The following is a 13,873-nucleotide window of genomic DNA, read 5'->3' as shown; positions in this document are numbered from 1 at the left end:
TGCGCCGCAAGGAGAAACGCCGATGTCCGAACCCGATCTGATGACCCGTCTGCTCGCGGCTGCAGCGATGCATGTGCCGTTCGATGGCTGGAGCGAGACCACTCTGCGCCTCGCTGCCGAGGATGCTGGGATTGCCCCCGGCCTCGTGGCTGCTATCTGCCCGCGGGGCGCGGTCGATCTTGCGCTCGCCTATCATGCGGCCGGGGATGCCGCGATGCTGAAACGACTGGCCGAGACGGATCTGAGCAGCTTACGTTTTCGTGACCGCGTGGCCTTTGCCGTGCGTGCCCGGCTTGAGGTGGTCGAGGATCGTGAACTTGTCCGCCGGGGCATGACCCTCTTTTCCCTGCCGCCCTATGCTGCCGATGGCGCGCGCGCGCTCTGGCAAACTGCGGATCACATCTGGATGGCGCTTGGCGATACATCCGAGGATGTGAATTGGTACACCAAACGCGCCACGCTGTCCGGCGTCTATGGCGCGACCGTTCTTTATTGGTTGGGCGACGACAGCGAAGGTCAAACCCGCACATGGGAGTTTCTGGATCGTCGCATCGAGGATGTGATGCAGATCGAGAAATTCAAGGCACAGGCCCGTGACAACCGGTGGATGTCGGGCCTCATGGCGGGACCGCTCAACTTTTTGAGCCGCATCCGTGCGCCCCAAGCAAGTGCGCAGACCGGGATGCCGGGTCGTTGGAACGGGCCGAACTGAGAACAAGGACAGACCCATGACTGAAGCGATGCAGGCCGTCGAAATCACGCAGGCGGGCGGCCCAGATGTCTTGAAACTGACGACACGCCCCGTTCCAACACCGCGCGCAGGCGAGGTGGTGATCCGGCTGGCCTATGCGGGCGTCAACCGTCCAGATGCGTTGCAGCGCGCCGGGCTCTATGCGCCGCCGCCCTCGGCTTCTGACCTGCCGGGCCTAGAAGGGGCTGGTGAAATCGTGGCGCTTGGCGCGGGCGTCAGTGAGTGGGCGCTTGGCGATCAGGTTTGCGCTCTCTTACCGGGCGGGGGTTACGCCCAATATGTGGCCACGCCTGCCGCGCATTGCTTGCCCGTGCCGCGTGGCCTCAGCCTCAAAGAGGCCGCTTGCCTGCCGGAAACCTTCTATACGGTCTGGTCCAATGTCTTTCAGCGCGGCGGGCTCAAGTCTGGCGAGCGTTTCCTTGTGCATGGCGGTTCATCCGGGATTGGTACGACCGCCATTCAACTCGCCCATAGCTTTGGCGCGCGGGTGTTTGCCACTGCCGGCAGCGCCGAGAAATGCAAGGCCTGCGCAGATCTGGGCGCCGAACACGCCATCAACTACCGCGAGGAAGATTTCGTTGAGGTGCTGCGCGCCCAAGGTGGGGCCAATCTCATCCTCGACATGGTCGGTGGCGATTATCTGCCGCGCAATGTCAATGCCTTGGCCGACGATGGGCGTCTGGTGCAGATTGCTTTCCTCCAGGGGCCCAAGGTCGAGTTGAACTTCTCTCAGGTGATGATGCGCCGCCTGACGATCACCGGCAGCACCCTGCGACCGCAAAGCGATCTGGCCAAGGCCCGGATTGCAGAGGCGTTGCGCACCCATGTCTGGCCCTTGCTCGAGGCTGGAAAAATCGCCCCGGTTATGGATTCCGAATTTCCCTTGGCCGAGGCCGCTGCCGCCCATGCCCGCCTTGAATCGAGCGGGCACATCGGCAAGATCGTCCTCAAGGTGGCGTGACCCGATCCTGCGGTCAGACAAATAAAAAGCCGCCCCATTGGGCGGCCCTTCTGGTCTCTGGTATAGGCTGGCTTTGCAGAAATCCTGCCAGCGGGCCGGGGATCAGCCGTTGACGCTGTCCTTGAGCGCCTTGGCAATGGTCATCTTGACCACCTTGTCGGCCTCTTTCTTCATTTGCTCGCCAGTGGCGGGGTTGCGCACCATACGCTCGGGGCGCTCGCGGCAATAGATCTTGCCAATTCCGGGCAGGGTCACGGCACCGCCTGCGGATACTTCACGAGTGATGATCGCGATCACGGCGTCCAGAGCTGCGCCTGCTGTCTTCTTGTCACTGCCCATATCATCGGCCAGAGCGGCGACAAGTTGGGTCTTGGTCATGGGTTTTGCCATTTTATGGTCTCCTTGCAACTGCCCGTCCCTTGGGCCTCATGCGCGCGATTAAACGCTATGATGTGGCTAAACACAACGACTAGTGGGCAAAAGCAAGCCCTTTTGCCGGATTTTGTGCGGATTTCCGTAGGGTCAAAGGAAGGCCGTCTCTTCAAAACTGCGCAATTTGCGGCTGTGGATGCGTTCGAGCGGCATCCGGCGGAGTGATTCCATGGCGCGAATCCCGATCATCAGGTGGCGTGAGACCTGTGATTTATAGAATTCCGAGGCCATGCCTGGCAATTTCAACTCGCCCTGCAAAGGCTTGTCCGACACACATAGCAAGGTTCCATAGGGCACCCGGAACCTGAATCCGTTGGCGGCAATCGTGGCGCTCTCCATGTCGAGCGCTATGGCGCGCGATTGGCTGAGGCGCTGCACCGGCCCCGATTGCTCGCGCAGTTCCCAGTTGCGGTTGTCCACACTGGCCACGGTCCCGGTGCGCATGACGCGCTTGAGGTCAAACCCCTCCAACTGCGTCTCTGCTGCCACCGCCTCTTGCAGGGCGATCTGGATTTCGGCCAGCGCGGGGATCGGTACCCAGGCGGGCAGGTCGGCATCAAGCACGCGATCCTCGCGCAGGTAGGCATGGGCCAGCACGAAATCACCCAAGGACTGCGAATTGCGCAGCCCCGCGCAATGACCCACCATAACCCAGGCATGCGGGCGCAGCACGGCGATGTGGTCGGTCGCGGTCTTGGCATTGGAGGGCCCCACTCCGATATTGACCAGCGTGATCCCAGACCCATCCGCCCGTTTGAGGTGATAGGCGGGCATCTGTGGCAAGCGCTCGGGCGCGGGCAAGGGGGCATCCGGCCCGCTGATCTCGGCATTGCCGGTGCTGACAAAGGCGGTATAGCCGCTTGTCCTATCGGCCAACATGCGCCGGGCATAGGTCTCGAACTCCGAGACATAGAATTGGTAATTGGTGAAAAGAACGTAGTTCTGGAAGTGGCAGGGGTCGGTCGCGGTATAATGCGTGAGCCGCGCCAGCGAATAATCAATACGTTGCGCGGTAAAGGGCGCCAGTGGGGCCGCGCCATCCAGCCCCGACGTCCATGTACCATTGACGATGTCATCATTGGTGGTCGCAAGATCCGGCACGTCAAAGTAATCGCGCAAGGTGAACTCGGCTGCGCCCTCTTGCGGCACGCTCAACCCCGCATCGCCTGCGACGGCGAAATGCACTGGCATCGCCGTGTCGGAGAGGCCGATTGTCACCCCGACGCCATGGTTGACCAAGAGCAAGCCGATCTGCTGTTCCAGATAGGCGCGAAAGAGGTCCGGGCGCGTGATGGTTGCGGCATAGGTTCCTGGGTTGGAGACATGGCCGAAACTGAGGCGACTATCGACCTTGGCATAGGTTGCGGTGGTCATGCGAATTTCGGGATAAAAGGCGCGCACGCGGCCCTGCGGCAGATCCCCGGCCAAAGCGCGCGCAAAGGCGTCACAGAGAAAGGCCGTGCTCGCCTCGTAAAGCTGGCAGAGCCGGTCCACCGCCGCGCGCGCCTCTGTGAAAGCCTCCGGGTCGATCCGGTCGGGGGTGTGGATGCTCATGCCTGTCTCCTGCGCCATGGTCTCAGGTTGACACGCGCCGGGGGCATGATCAAGCTGCGGTCAAAGGGGCGTCAATGGATTACGAGAGCATTTCACCACAGGATTTCGGCGCGGGCCTGCGCGGGCTTGGCCTTAACCTCTTGGTGCGCGATGTGCGGGGTGAGGCGGCGTTCCTCGTGAATGTCTATGGCATGACTGCCCACCGGATCAGCGCGGATTTTGCGATCATGGTCTACGGTGATCAGGTGATGCAACTCCACGCAGATCACACCTATGCCGCCAATCCGATCCTTGGCCTTGTGCCCGAGAGCCCGCCGCGTGGGGCCGGGGCATCGATTCACCTCTTCGACACAGATCCAGACATTGCCGCCGCCCGCGCGACGGGTGCGGGCGGCATGATCCTTCAACCCCCCACCAACAAACCCCATGGGCTGCGCGAATGCTGCATCCTGTGCCCCGATGGCTATGCCTGGGTCGCCTCGCGGCCCCTCACCGAGACTGAAAGGAACGCGACATGACCGTGACCAATCTGCGCCCCAACATGGACCACTGGCAAGAGCGCGTTGATCTTGCCGCCGCCTTTCGCTGGACTGCGCGCCTTAACATGCACGAGGCGGTGGCCAATCATTTCAGCCTGTCGATCAATGAGGACGGCACGCGGTTCCTGATGAACCCCAACCAGATGCATTTTGCCCGGATTCGGGCCAGTGACATGATCGTCGTGGATGCCAATGATCCCGAAACGCTGGAGGGTCCGAATGCGCCTGATCCGACCGCCTGGGGCCTGCATGGCGGTCTGCACCGGCATTGCGCCCATGCCCGTTGCGCCATGCATGTGCATTCCATCCATGCCACGGTTCTGGCCAGCCTCGCCGACAGCCGTTTGCCGCCGATCGACCAGAATTGCGCCACCTTCTACAATCGGCATGTGGTGGATGAGAGCTATGGTGGGCTGGCATTCGAGGATGAGGGCGCGCGCTGTGCGCGGCTTTTGACCAACCCGCGCCACAAGGTGCTGATCATGGGCAACCATGGTGTGATGGTCATTGGCGACAGTGTCGCGGACACCTTTAACAGGCTCTATTACTTCGAGCGCGCCGCCGAGACCTATATTCGCGCCTTGCAAACCGGGCGGCCCTTGCGGGTGCTGTCCGACGCGGTTGCAGAAAAGACAGCGCAGGAACTCGATGACTATCCCGGTCAGGCGGAGCGCCACCTTTCGGAACTCAAGGCTATTCTGGATGCTGAAGGTTCGGATTACGCGCAATAACCTCCTTTGGCCGGCGTGGTTTGCGCGTTTGCGCCTGTCTCAGATGCGCGACAGGCGCCACGTCGGAAAGAGGTTGGCCTGGCAAAGATAGGCGCCAGTGTCTTGGCCCGAAAAGAGACCGTCCTTTTCCACGAGAACTGTCTGCCAGCCCCGTGATGCGGCTCCGAGAATATCCGTGTGCAGCGTATCGCCGCACATGATGATGCGTTCGGGCGAGAGGTTGGGCAGCGAGGCCTCGACCATCTCATAGACCGCGGGAAAAGGTTTGCCAAAGAACCGCACATCCTGAATGCCGCGATCCGCGAGTTGATGCCCGAAGTAACCGGGTTCCAGCGAGAACCCATGTTCGCGTGGAGCAACCAGATCGGCATTGGCGATGATCACGGGCCTTGGCCGCTTTGACAACGCGGATTCGAGCAAAGCCTGTCTGTCCAGAGACCAGACTTCGGTCGAGAGGAACAAGAACCCCTCGACCTGATCATAGCTTGTGGGGTCATCCACGAGGCGCCGTGTGGGGGCCGTGATGTCGGACAGGTTGTCTTGTGGTGCGGCGATGCATCCCCACAAACGCTCGTCCAGATGTGCCAATGTCGCGTCGCGGCTGGTGATGATCTCGTGGTCCTTCACCCCCATGCCCAGTTTCTGAAACTTGGTCACGGCCCCTGTATGCGTGTAGCTGGCCGCGTTTGAGAGAATGCGAATCTGACACCCGATCTCGCGCAATTCCCGCAGGCGTTGCGCAGCGCCGGGAATCGCGGCCTCGCCGATATTGAGCACACCGTAGGCGTCAAAGACAAAGGCATCGGCATGGGCCGCTATGTCGTGCAGCGATGCGATTTGCGATGTTCTGGCCGGAGGGCTCGCCGAAGGCAGGCGATGGCGCACAGCCTCGTAGCGGTCGAAAATGGTTGCGGCAGTATCCATCGGCTTGGCTGGTCCCTTGGCTTGGTCAAACTGCGTGTGCCGCAGCGCTGGAGCGACCTCCAGCTTGGGGAAAACTTACAGCGTAAGTAAAAAAATTAAAGTCAAAACAACAAAGCGACATTTCATACCTCTGTCACATATCCGCGATAGCAGGGGGCGCAACGGAAAACTCCACCGAGACAGGCAGTTCTTATCAGGTGGCGCAAGAGTTGGCGAAAATCGGCAAGCGATTCGAGTAGAAAAATGTTGCTTTGTTGCATTTCGTGTCCAACAATCGACCAAAACCAACGGGGCTGAAATGGCGTCCAAGAAAAGCAGGCGACACGACCTCATTCAAGAGGTCGTTCAGGAACAGGGAGGGGTGAGCGTGGGCGCGCTTGCCGAGATGTTTGGCGTGTCGATGCAGACGATCCGACGCGATCTCGATATCCTCTGCGATGGCGACACGCTGCAACGGTCGCACGGGCGTATCGAGCTGGCCGAGGGGCGGCGCAACACACCGTTCGATCAGCGGGCCGGTACGAATCTCGTGGGCAAGCGCGCGATTGCCAATGCCGCAGCGGCGCTGATCCCGAATGGCTCCACCGTTTTCATCTCCATCGGATCGACTGTTCTCAGCGTGGCGCGGGCGCTGCATCGCAAGAAGGAGTTGACCATCGTCACCAACAATCTCAGCGCGGCGATGGCGCTGAGTGAAGAGATTTCCAACCGCATCATCCTTCCGGGTGGCGAGCTTCGCCTGCCGGACCGCGATTTCGTGGGCGAGGAGGTGGTCGAGTTCTTTGATCGCTATCGCGCAGAATTCGCCCTCTTTGGAACGGCGGGAATCGGAGCGGAGGGCGAGTTGCTCGAATTTCATCAGGCCGAAGTGCGCGCCACCCACCGCATGTGGCAGAACGCGCGGAAATCCATCCTTGTGATCGACCACAGCAAGTTCGGGCGCCTTGCTCCTGCCGTTGGCGGCAATATCGCACGGATCGACCACATCATATGCGACCGCCCGCCAGCCGCGCCGTTTGGCGGGCTGGTCGAGCAGTTGGGCGACCGCATCACCTTTGCAGAGGATGCCGAGTGATGCCTGACACGTTCGTCGAGGTGCAGAATGTCGCCAAGCGCTGGAATGGGCAGCTTGGTGTCGAGGGCGTTTCCCTGTCCATCCCGCGTGGGTCGTTTGTTGCGCTGCTTGGTCCGTCCGGGTGCGGGAAATCGACCACGCTGCGGCTGCTGTCGGGGTTGGAGTTGCCGGACGAGGGGCGGATCATCATCGACGGCAAGGACGTGACCACAGCCGCGCCGTCAGAGCGCAATCTGTCGATGGTGTTTCAATCCTACGCGCTCTTTCCGCATCTGAGCGTTGCCGAGAATGTGGTGTTTGGCCTCAAAGTGCGCCGCGTACCGGCTGCCGAACGGCGCGAGAAGCTCAAGCGCGCGCTCGAGATCACCGGGCTTTTGGGCTATGAGGCGCGCAAGCCCGGTGCGTTGTCAGGTGGCCAGCGACAGCGCGTGGCCCTTGCCCGTGCTATCGTGGCGAACCAGCCGCTTTGCCTGATGGATGAGCCGCTGTCGAACCTCGATGCCAAGCTGCGCGCGTCTGTGCGCAAGGATATAAAGAAGCTGCAACTCGATCTGGGCATCACCGTTGTCTATGTGACCCATGATCAGACCGAAGCCATGAGCATGGCCGATCACGTCGTGCTGATGCGGGACGGGCGAATTCAGCAGTCCGGTGCGCCAGAGGATCTCTATTACCGCCCCGCCAATACCTTTGTCGCGGAATTCGTCGGCGCACCGCCGATGGCGCTGATCGACAGTGCGATGCTGCCGGGTTTCGAACGCGCGACCATGATCGGCCTGCGCGCCGAGAGCCTACGCTTAGCTGAGGCTGGCAAGGGGCGGCTGAAATGCCGGGTTTCAGAGTGTGAGTTCCTGGGATCGGAGACCTTTGTGGGTCTGACGCATCCGGGCGCGCGCGGGCTTACGATTTCGATGCCGGGCCTGCGGCACATTCCGGCGGGCGAGGACCTCGAAATAGATTTTGCCGATGAGGACCTGCATTTCTTCGACGCAGAGGGAAACAGGCTTCGGCATCCGAATGGCGTGACTGTGTGAGGTCACGTTCGAATGACCACGTTTAATTCAAGGGAGAAAATCATGAACACCTTCAGAAAGATCAGTCTAGCAACGGCATTGGCGGCCCTGACCGCCGCGCCGGTCGCGGCGCAAACCGAGTTGACGATGTATTACCCGATTGCGGTTGGCGGTGCGCTGACCGAGGTCGTGGATGGTATCGTCGCCAAGTTCGAAGAGGCCAACCCCGACATCAAGGTCAACGCGATCTATTCGGGCAATTACGATGACACGCGCGTGCGGGCGCTTTCGGCCATGGCCTCGGGCGAGCCCGCGCAATTGGCGGTGCTCTTTTCGATCGACGCCTATGACCTGATCGAGCAGGAAAAGATTGTCGCCTTTGAGGATATCGAAGGTGTGGACCAAGGCTGGCTCGACAGCTTTTATCCCGCATTGATGGCCAACGGCCGGATCGAGGGTAAGACATGGGGTATCCCGTTCCAGCGTTCGACCATCGTGGCCTATTACAACAAGGATATGTTCCGTGCCGCAGGTCTTGACCCCGAGGCGCCCCCGGCCACGTGGGACGAGATGGTCAGCATGGGCAAGGCCCTGACCAAAGATGGCACCTATGGTCTGATGATCCCCTCGACCGGCTATCCCTATTGGATGTTCCAGGCGCTCGCCATTCAGAATGGCAAGGAACTGATGTCCAGTGACGGGCTGGAGACCTATTTTGACGACCCCGCGGTTGTCGAGACCCTGGAATTCTGGAAATCGCTCTCGACCGAGCATGGCATCATGCCCGAAGGGACGGTGGAATGGGGCACGCTGCGTCAGGCCTTTCTCGAAGGTCAGACGGCAATGATGTGGCATTCGACCGGCAACCTGACGGCGGTCAAGAAAGAAGCCAGCTTTGATTTCGGGGTGTCGGTGCTTCCGGCGAATGTGCGGCCCGGCTCGCCCACCGGTGGTGGCAATTTCTATGTCTTTCAGGACACGACTGAAGAAGAGCGGGCCGCAGCGCTCAAGCTGATCGAGTTCATGACCGCGCCCGAACAGGCCGCAGAATGGTCGATTGCCACCGGCTATATGGGGGTGTCGCCCGCATCCTATGACACCGAAGCGCTCAAGGCCTATACAGCAGAGTTCCCGCCGGCTCTTGTCGCGCGCAACCAGCTTGAAAACGCCGTTGCCGAATTCTCGACCTTCGAGACGGCGCGCGTGCGCGATGGGCTCAACAACGCCATTCAGGCGGCATTGACGGGCGGCAAAGCGCCTGCGGATGCCTTGGCCGAGGCACAAGAGGCCGCCGAGCGGCTGTTGAAAGACTACCGGTAAATTCTGATCGGACGTCCCTTTTGTCGGCGTCGGGCGTGGTCCGGCGTCGACATTGACCGCTAAAAAGGCCGAACATGGCGCAGCATGTGAATATCGAACGCCGCAGACAGGCGATTTACGGATGGCTTCTGCTATCCCCTGCCGCGATTTTGCTGACGGCCTTTGCCTTTTATCCGTCGCTGGCGACTCTCTGGACCAGCCTTTTCAGCCGGGAAACGCGCCGCAAACCCAGTGAATTCGTTGGCACGGAAAACTACGCTGAGCTCTTCGCCGATCCGACCTTTTGGAAGGTGGTCACGAACAACCTGATCTATGCGGGTGCCACGATCCCCGTTTCCATCGCGATTGCCCTTGGCATGGCGCTATGGGCCAATTCCAAGATCCCGGCGCGCGGTTTTGTTCGGACCGCCTATTTCACGCCCACCGTGCTGCCGATGATCGCCGCTGCTAATCTCTGGCTGTTCTTTTACACGCCGGGATTGGGGGTTCTGGATCAGATCGGGGCGCTCTTTGGGCTGCCCTCTGTCAATTGGCTTGGCCAGCCGGAGACGGCACTTTGGGCCGTGATCATCGTGACGATCTGGAAAGAGGCGGGGTTCTTCATGATCTTCTATCTCGCCGCGCTTCAGACCATTCCCGAGGACCTCAAGGAGGCTGCCGATATCGAGGGGGCAAGCCGCCTGACCTACACGCGCCGGATCGTGCTGCCGCTCCTGATGCCGACCACGCTCTTCATCATGGTCAACGCGCTGATCAACTCGGTCAAACTGATTGATCACCTCTTCATCCTGACAAAGGGCGGGCCGAACGACGCCTCGAAGCTTATCCTCTACTACATCTGGGAAATGGCCTTTGCGTTCTTCGACGCGCCGCAGGCGGCGGCGATGACGATCCTGATCCTGCTGGTGCTGGGCGTGGTGGCGGGGATCAAGTTCACCATCCTTGACAAGCGGACCCATTACCAATGAGCGGCCTCATGCGACACCTCGAAACCTTCGGCGCGCTGCTGCTGGCGGTGATCTGGATCTCGCCGCTGGTCTTTGCCGTCTGGGCGGCGTTTCACACCACGTCGGATGCGGTGAACTTCAACATTGCCGCGCCGTGGACCTTGGACAATTTCCGCACCGCTTGGGCCGGTGCGCCTTGGCTCCGATATTTTCTCAACACTTTCCTCCTGGTGACCGTAATCCTGATCGGGCAATTCTTCGTGACAACGCTGGCGGGTTTTGCCTTTGCGCAGGTGCGCTTTCCGGGGCGTGACATCGTGTTTCTTCTGGTGTTGATGCAGCTTTTCATTCTGCCCGAAGTTTTGATTGTCGAGAATTACGTGATGATTTCGCGTCTCGGACTGTTCGATACGATCCTTGGGGTGGGCATGCCCTATATGGCATCTGCCTTTGGCATTTTCCTCATGCGTCAGGCGTTCAAGGGCGTGCCGATCGAACTGCACGAGGCGGCGCGCGTCGAGGGATGCGGCTGGTTCGGTATCCTGTGGCGGGTCTATGTGCCGCTCGCGCGGCCCACATATCTGGCTTATGCGCTGGTGTCGGTTTCGACCCATTGGAACAATTTTCTATGGCCGTTGATTGTCACCAATTCGCCGGATACCCGACCGCTCACCGTGGGGCTTTCGATTTTTGGCGCGCCCGAGAACGGCGTGAACATCAGCGTGATTTCGGCGGCAACGATCATGTCCGTGGCACCTTTGCTGGTCGCCTTCCTTGTCTTTCAAAGACAGTTCGTGCAGGCCTTCTTGCGCGCGGGGATCAAGTAAACATGGCGCGGTTTCTCCACCTGACCGACCTTCACATTGTGCCAGAGGGTCTGCTGGTTTCGGGGCAACTCGACACCGCCCGTCTTTTTCGGGGGGCTGTGGACACGCTCATTCACCGGCTTGAATCCATCGGACCCGTGGATGCCGTCCTTGTGACCGGCGATATCAGTGATGATGGCAGCGCCGAGAGTTACAGAGTTGCACGCGAGCAACTCGAGCGATTGGGGCAGAGATTGCTGGTGGTGCCGGGCAATCACGATGATCGAGAAACGTTCAGGGCTGCGTTTTCCGACCTGCCAGAGATAAGGTCAACTGGCCAGATCGACTGGGTCGCGGATATCGGAGACACGCGCGTTATCGGCCTCGATACGTTGATCGAGGGTAAGGGCGGCGGCACTCTGCGCGATGAAAGTCTCGTGCTTTTGTCCGAGGCATTGTCCACGGCGGGACGCAGGCAGACGCTTGTTGCTCTGCATCACCCGCCGCTGCGAACCGGCATACGTTTCATGGATGCCATCGGTCTGGAGAACCCTGACGCCTTGCGCTCGGTGTTGGATCAACATGATGCGCCGGTTCGGGTATTGGCCGGGCATGTGCATGGTGTCTATCATGGTCTTTTGGGGCGACATCCGGTCGTGACAGCCCCGTCCTGTTGCAGTGCGTTTGCACTGGACGTGCGCAAAGAGGCACCGGTCGGGTTTCTGACGGGACCAACGGGATGCGCCGTGATCGACACGGGGGTGGGTGGGGTCTGGACCGAACTGCCATTGCGCTATGGGGATGGGCCTTTCGCGTTCTGAGCGCGTCGTCCTTTCTGGAGCCGCAGCTTTCTTGCGGTAAAACTCGGGCTGGACGGTCTCTGTGACCTGAGTGATCATGCGGGCTACGCAAGGTGGGTGCGTGGCCGGGGAGAACGAGGTCGCATGGAACAAACCGGATCGGACCGCCTCAAGAGCGCGCTCCTACTGCTGGCGGTAGCCAGCTTGGTCATTGGACTTGCCTTCTATCTTGCGGATGAGGCCCGCATCGCCAGCCTTATCTGGATTGCCGGGGTCGTGCCCGTGCTTGCATCGCTTGTGATCGAGATTCTGCGCAGCCTCAGCCGGGGCGAGGTGGGCCTCGATATCGTCGCGGCGCTCTCGATGACGGCGGCGCTTGCGTTTGGCGAAACACTTGCAGCGGCGGTGGTCGCGGTGATGTATTCGGGGGGCACCTTTCTTGAAAGCTTCGCCGAGGGCCGCGCGCGGCGAGAGATGCATGCGCTACTGTCTCGCGTGCCGCGAACCGCGACGCGGCATCGCGACGACGGGCTTGAAGATATCCCCATTGACGAGATTTTACCGGGTGACCGGTTGCTGATCCGGCAGGGTGACGTGGTGCCGGTTGATGGCACTCTGGCCTCGGAGACCGGTTTTGTCGACACGTCGGCGCTGACGGGTGAATCCCTGCCGGTACGCCTGATGCGCGGGGCCGAGGCGATGAGTGGGGCCACCAATGCGGGCGAGGCGTTTGACCTCACGGCGCTGCGCCCGGCCAAGGACAGCACTTATGCCGGAATTGTAAGGCTGGTCGCCGAGGCGCAGGCGTCCAAGGCGCCCATGTCCCGGCTGGCTGACAAGTGGTCCCTCGGTTTTCTCGCGGTGACTGTCAGCATCGCCTTTGCTGCGTGGTGGTTCACGGGCGATCCAATCCGCGCGGTCGCGGTGCTGGTTGTGGCCACGCCCTGTCCCTTGATTCTGGCTGTTCCGGTGGCATTGGTGGCTGGCCTCTCGCGCGCCGCCCATTTCGGCGTGCTTATCAAGGGTGCGGGACCGCTGGAGACGATGGCGCGCATTCATACCTTGATCCTCGACAAGACGGGCACCTTGACGGATGGTCGGCCGAAAATCGTGTCCATCGCCTGTTACGGTGACACGAGCGAGCAAGAAATCCTGCGCATGGCCGCAGCCCTTGATCAGGCCTCGAAGCATCCCGTGGCGCAAGCCGTCGTCGCGGCGGCAAAGGCAGAAGGTCTCCGCTTGCCCGTACCCTCAGAGGTGGTGGAACTGCCCGGTGAGGGGGTGGTGGGCAGAGTCGAAGGCCGCCCCGTTATCGTCGGGGGGGATGGTTTTGTCGCGGCTCTTGTCGGGCGTGTGTCTGGCGATGCGTCCAGCATGGCTGCCGGATCGGTTTTGGTTGCCGTCGCAATTGACGGTCAAATGGCGGGACATCTGGTGATGTCCGACCCGCTGCGCGACGGCGCCGGCGCTATGCTGAACGGGCTGAGGCGCGAAGGGGTGCGCCGTATCCTGCTTGCGACCGGCGACCGCGCCGATGTGGCCAAACGCGTGACCGAGGGGTTGGGCCTTGATGGGGTGCGGGCGGGTCTTACGCCCGATCAAAAGGTGCTGCTTGTACTTTCCGAACGCAAGCGCGGTCCGGTGATGATGGTGGGGGACGGCGTGAATGATGCGCCTGCTCTTAGTGCTGCCGATGTCGGCGTCGCCATGGGCGCGCGGGGTGCAGCCGCATCCGCTGAGGCGGCCGATGTGGTGCTTCTGGTTGATCGTATCGACCCGCTGGGGCCCGGGATCGAGATTGCCCGCGCGGCACGCCGGATCGCTGTTGAAAGCGTTGTTGTCGGGATCGGTCTTTCGGTGATGGGCATGATCGCTGCTGCCTATGGCTACCTAAGCCCGGTTCAGGGTGCCCTCTTGCAAGAGGTGATTGACGTTGCCGTCATCCTGAATGCTTTGCGCGCTTTGCGTATTTCCCCCAGTGACGCGCTGCGTGTGTGATCGTTTCTCATCCAATCTTCAG

The 13,873-nt window shown here is 61.0% G+C and carries 14 protein-coding genes; 11 read left to right on the top strand and 3 right to left on the bottom strand.

Going from position 1 to position 13,873, the window contains the following annotated elements; all coding sequences use genetic code 11:
• The first annotated feature begins 22 nt into the window (after nucleotides 1-22).
• Both ROSMUC_RS04810 and ROSMUC_RS04805 read left to right on the top strand, forming a co-directional pair.
• Nucleotides 23-712 carry a COQ9 family protein gene (locus ROSMUC_RS04810; RefSeq protein WP_037270198.1) on the top strand — a complete coding sequence of 230 codons (690 nt, stop codon included), beginning with the start codon at nucleotides 23-25 and terminating at the stop codon, nucleotides 710-712.
• A gap of 16 nt (nucleotides 713-728) precedes the next feature.
• On the top strand, nucleotides 729-1,712 hold the full coding sequence (locus ROSMUC_RS04805) for an NAD(P)H-quinone oxidoreductase (RefSeq protein ID WP_037270196.1): 984 nt from the start codon (nucleotides 729-731) through the stop codon (nucleotides 1,710-1,712).
• A 102-nt stretch (nucleotides 1,713-1,814) separates the two neighbouring features.
• Here ROSMUC_RS04805 and ROSMUC_RS04800 read toward each other — a convergent pair whose 3' ends face one another.
• Together ROSMUC_RS04800 and ROSMUC_RS04795 are read right to left on the bottom strand one after the other, a co-directional pair.
• On the bottom strand, nucleotides 1,815-2,102 hold the full coding sequence (locus ROSMUC_RS04800; RefSeq protein WP_037270194.1) for an HU family DNA-binding protein: 288 nt from the start codon (nucleotides 2,100-2,102) through the stop codon (nucleotides 1,815-1,817).
• A 132-nt stretch (nucleotides 2,103-2,234) separates the two neighbouring features.
• A complete protein-coding gene (locus ROSMUC_RS04795) occupies nucleotides 2,235-3,698 on the bottom strand; it encodes an AMP nucleosidase (protein WP_206018424.1) in 1,464 nt (487 codons plus the stop codon).
• 74 nt (nucleotides 3,699-3,772) lie between these two features.
• Here ROSMUC_RS04795 and ROSMUC_RS04790 point away from each other — a divergent pair, with 74 nt between their 5' ends.
• Both ROSMUC_RS04790 and ROSMUC_RS04785 read left to right on the top strand, forming a co-directional pair.
• Nucleotides 3,773-4,216, top strand: coding sequence for a VOC family protein (locus tag ROSMUC_RS04790; protein WP_037270190.1), 444 nt, complete (start codon nucleotides 3,773-3,775; stop codon nucleotides 4,214-4,216).
• Nucleotides 4,213-4,968, top strand: coding sequence for a class II aldolase and adducin N-terminal domain-containing protein (locus ROSMUC_RS04785; protein ID WP_037270188.1), 756 nt, complete (start codon nucleotides 4,213-4,215; stop codon nucleotides 4,966-4,968). Before ROSMUC_RS04790 ends, ROSMUC_RS04785 begins: the two co-directional genes overlap by 4 nt.
• A 39-nt stretch (nucleotides 4,969-5,007) precedes the next feature.
• Here the strand turns inward: ROSMUC_RS04785 and ROSMUC_RS04780 are convergent, their stop codons facing one another.
• Nucleotides 5,008-5,892 carry an HAD-IIA family hydrolase gene (locus ROSMUC_RS04780; RefSeq protein ID WP_037270186.1) on the bottom strand — a complete coding sequence of 295 codons (885 nt, stop codon included), beginning with the start codon at nucleotides 5,890-5,892 and terminating at the stop codon, nucleotides 5,008-5,010.
• A gap of 298 nt (nucleotides 5,893-6,190) precedes the next feature.
• Here ROSMUC_RS04780 and ROSMUC_RS04775 point away from each other — a divergent pair, with 298 nt between their 5' ends.
• From ROSMUC_RS04775 to ROSMUC_RS04745, 7 genes are all read left to right on the top strand, one after another.
• On the top strand, nucleotides 6,191-6,967 hold the full coding sequence (locus tag ROSMUC_RS04775; RefSeq protein WP_037270184.1) for a DeoR/GlpR family DNA-binding transcription regulator: 777 nt from the start codon (nucleotides 6,191-6,193) through the stop codon (nucleotides 6,965-6,967).
• Nucleotides 6,967-8,001 (top strand): ABC transporter ATP-binding protein, encoded by a 1,035-nt coding sequence (locus ROSMUC_RS04770; protein WP_037270182.1) that lies wholly within the window; start codon nucleotides 6,967-6,969, stop codon nucleotides 7,999-8,001. The genes ROSMUC_RS04775 and ROSMUC_RS04770 overlap by 1 nt, the downstream gene beginning before the upstream one ends.
• 42 nt (nucleotides 8,002-8,043) lie before the next feature.
• Complete coding sequence (locus ROSMUC_RS04765; RefSeq protein WP_037270180.1) at nucleotides 8,044-9,300, top strand: ABC transporter substrate-binding protein; 1,257 nt, start codon at nucleotides 8,044-8,046, stop codon at nucleotides 9,298-9,300.
• A 74-nt stretch (nucleotides 9,301-9,374) separates the two neighbouring features.
• Nucleotides 9,375-10,268, top strand: a complete 894-nt coding sequence (locus ROSMUC_RS04760) for a carbohydrate ABC transporter permease (RefSeq protein ID WP_037270178.1) — start codon at nucleotides 9,375-9,377, stop codon at nucleotides 10,266-10,268.
• Nucleotides 10,265-11,074 carry a carbohydrate ABC transporter permease gene (locus ROSMUC_RS04755; RefSeq protein ID WP_037270176.1) on the top strand — a complete coding sequence of 270 codons (810 nt, stop codon included), beginning with the start codon at nucleotides 10,265-10,267 and terminating at the stop codon, nucleotides 11,072-11,074. The genes ROSMUC_RS04760 and ROSMUC_RS04755 overlap by 4 nt, the downstream gene beginning before the upstream one ends.
• 2 nt (nucleotides 11,075-11,076) lie before the next feature.
• Nucleotides 11,077-11,874, top strand: coding sequence for a phosphodiesterase (locus tag ROSMUC_RS04750; protein WP_037270174.1), 798 nt, complete (start codon nucleotides 11,077-11,079; stop codon nucleotides 11,872-11,874).
• Between the two features lie 123 nt (nucleotides 11,875-11,997).
• Complete coding sequence (locus tag ROSMUC_RS04745) at nucleotides 11,998-13,851, top strand: heavy metal translocating P-type ATPase (RefSeq protein WP_037270171.1); 1,854 nt, start codon at nucleotides 11,998-12,000, stop codon at nucleotides 13,849-13,851.
• Nucleotides 13,852-13,873 lie beyond the last annotated feature (22 nt).

This window comes from Roseovarius mucosus DSM 17069, assembly GCF_000768555.3.
In the GTDB taxonomy this organism is placed as follows: Bacteria; Pseudomonadota; Alphaproteobacteria; order Rhodobacterales; family Rhodobacteraceae; genus Roseovarius; species Roseovarius mucosus.
This window is presented reverse-complemented; position numbering and strand designations above follow the sequence as displayed.

Coding starts and splice junctions, on each gene's coding strand:
- ROSMUC_RS04810 (WP_037270198.1), top strand. CDS start 23: ATGTCCGAACCCGATCTGATGACCCGTCTGCTCGCGGCTGCAGCGATG.
- ROSMUC_RS04805 (WP_037270196.1), top strand. CDS start 729: ATGACTGAAGCGATGCAGGCCGTCGAAATCACGCAGGCGGGCGGCCCA.
- ROSMUC_RS04800 (WP_037270194.1), bottom strand. CDS start 2,102: ATGGCAAAACCCATGACCAAGACCCAACTTGTCGCCGCTCTGGCCGAT.
- ROSMUC_RS04795 (WP_206018424.1), bottom strand. CDS start 3,698: ATGAGCATCCACACCCCCGACCGGATCGACCCGGAGGCTTTCACAGAG.
- ROSMUC_RS04790 (WP_037270190.1), top strand. CDS start 3,773: ATGGATTACGAGAGCATTTCACCACAGGATTTCGGCGCGGGCCTGCGC.
- ROSMUC_RS04785 (WP_037270188.1), top strand. CDS start 4,213: ATGACCGTGACCAATCTGCGCCCCAACATGGACCACTGGCAAGAGCGC.
- ROSMUC_RS04780 (WP_037270186.1), bottom strand. CDS start 5,892: ATGGATACTGCCGCAACCATTTTCGACCGCTACGAGGCTGTGCGCCAT.
- ROSMUC_RS04775 (WP_037270184.1), top strand. CDS start 6,191: ATGGCGTCCAAGAAAAGCAGGCGACACGACCTCATTCAAGAGGTCGTT.
- ROSMUC_RS04770 (WP_037270182.1), top strand. CDS start 6,967: ATGCCTGACACGTTCGTCGAGGTGCAGAATGTCGCCAAGCGCTGGAAT.
- ROSMUC_RS04765 (WP_037270180.1), top strand. CDS start 8,044: ATGAACACCTTCAGAAAGATCAGTCTAGCAACGGCATTGGCGGCCCTG.
- ROSMUC_RS04760 (WP_037270178.1), top strand. CDS start 9,375: ATGGCGCAGCATGTGAATATCGAACGCCGCAGACAGGCGATTTACGGA.
- ROSMUC_RS04755 (WP_037270176.1), top strand. CDS start 10,265: ATGAGCGGCCTCATGCGACACCTCGAAACCTTCGGCGCGCTGCTGCTG.
- ROSMUC_RS04750 (WP_037270174.1), top strand. CDS start 11,077: ATGGCGCGGTTTCTCCACCTGACCGACCTTCACATTGTGCCAGAGGGT.
- ROSMUC_RS04745 (WP_037270171.1), top strand. CDS start 11,998: ATGGAACAAACCGGATCGGACCGCCTCAAGAGCGCGCTCCTACTGCTG.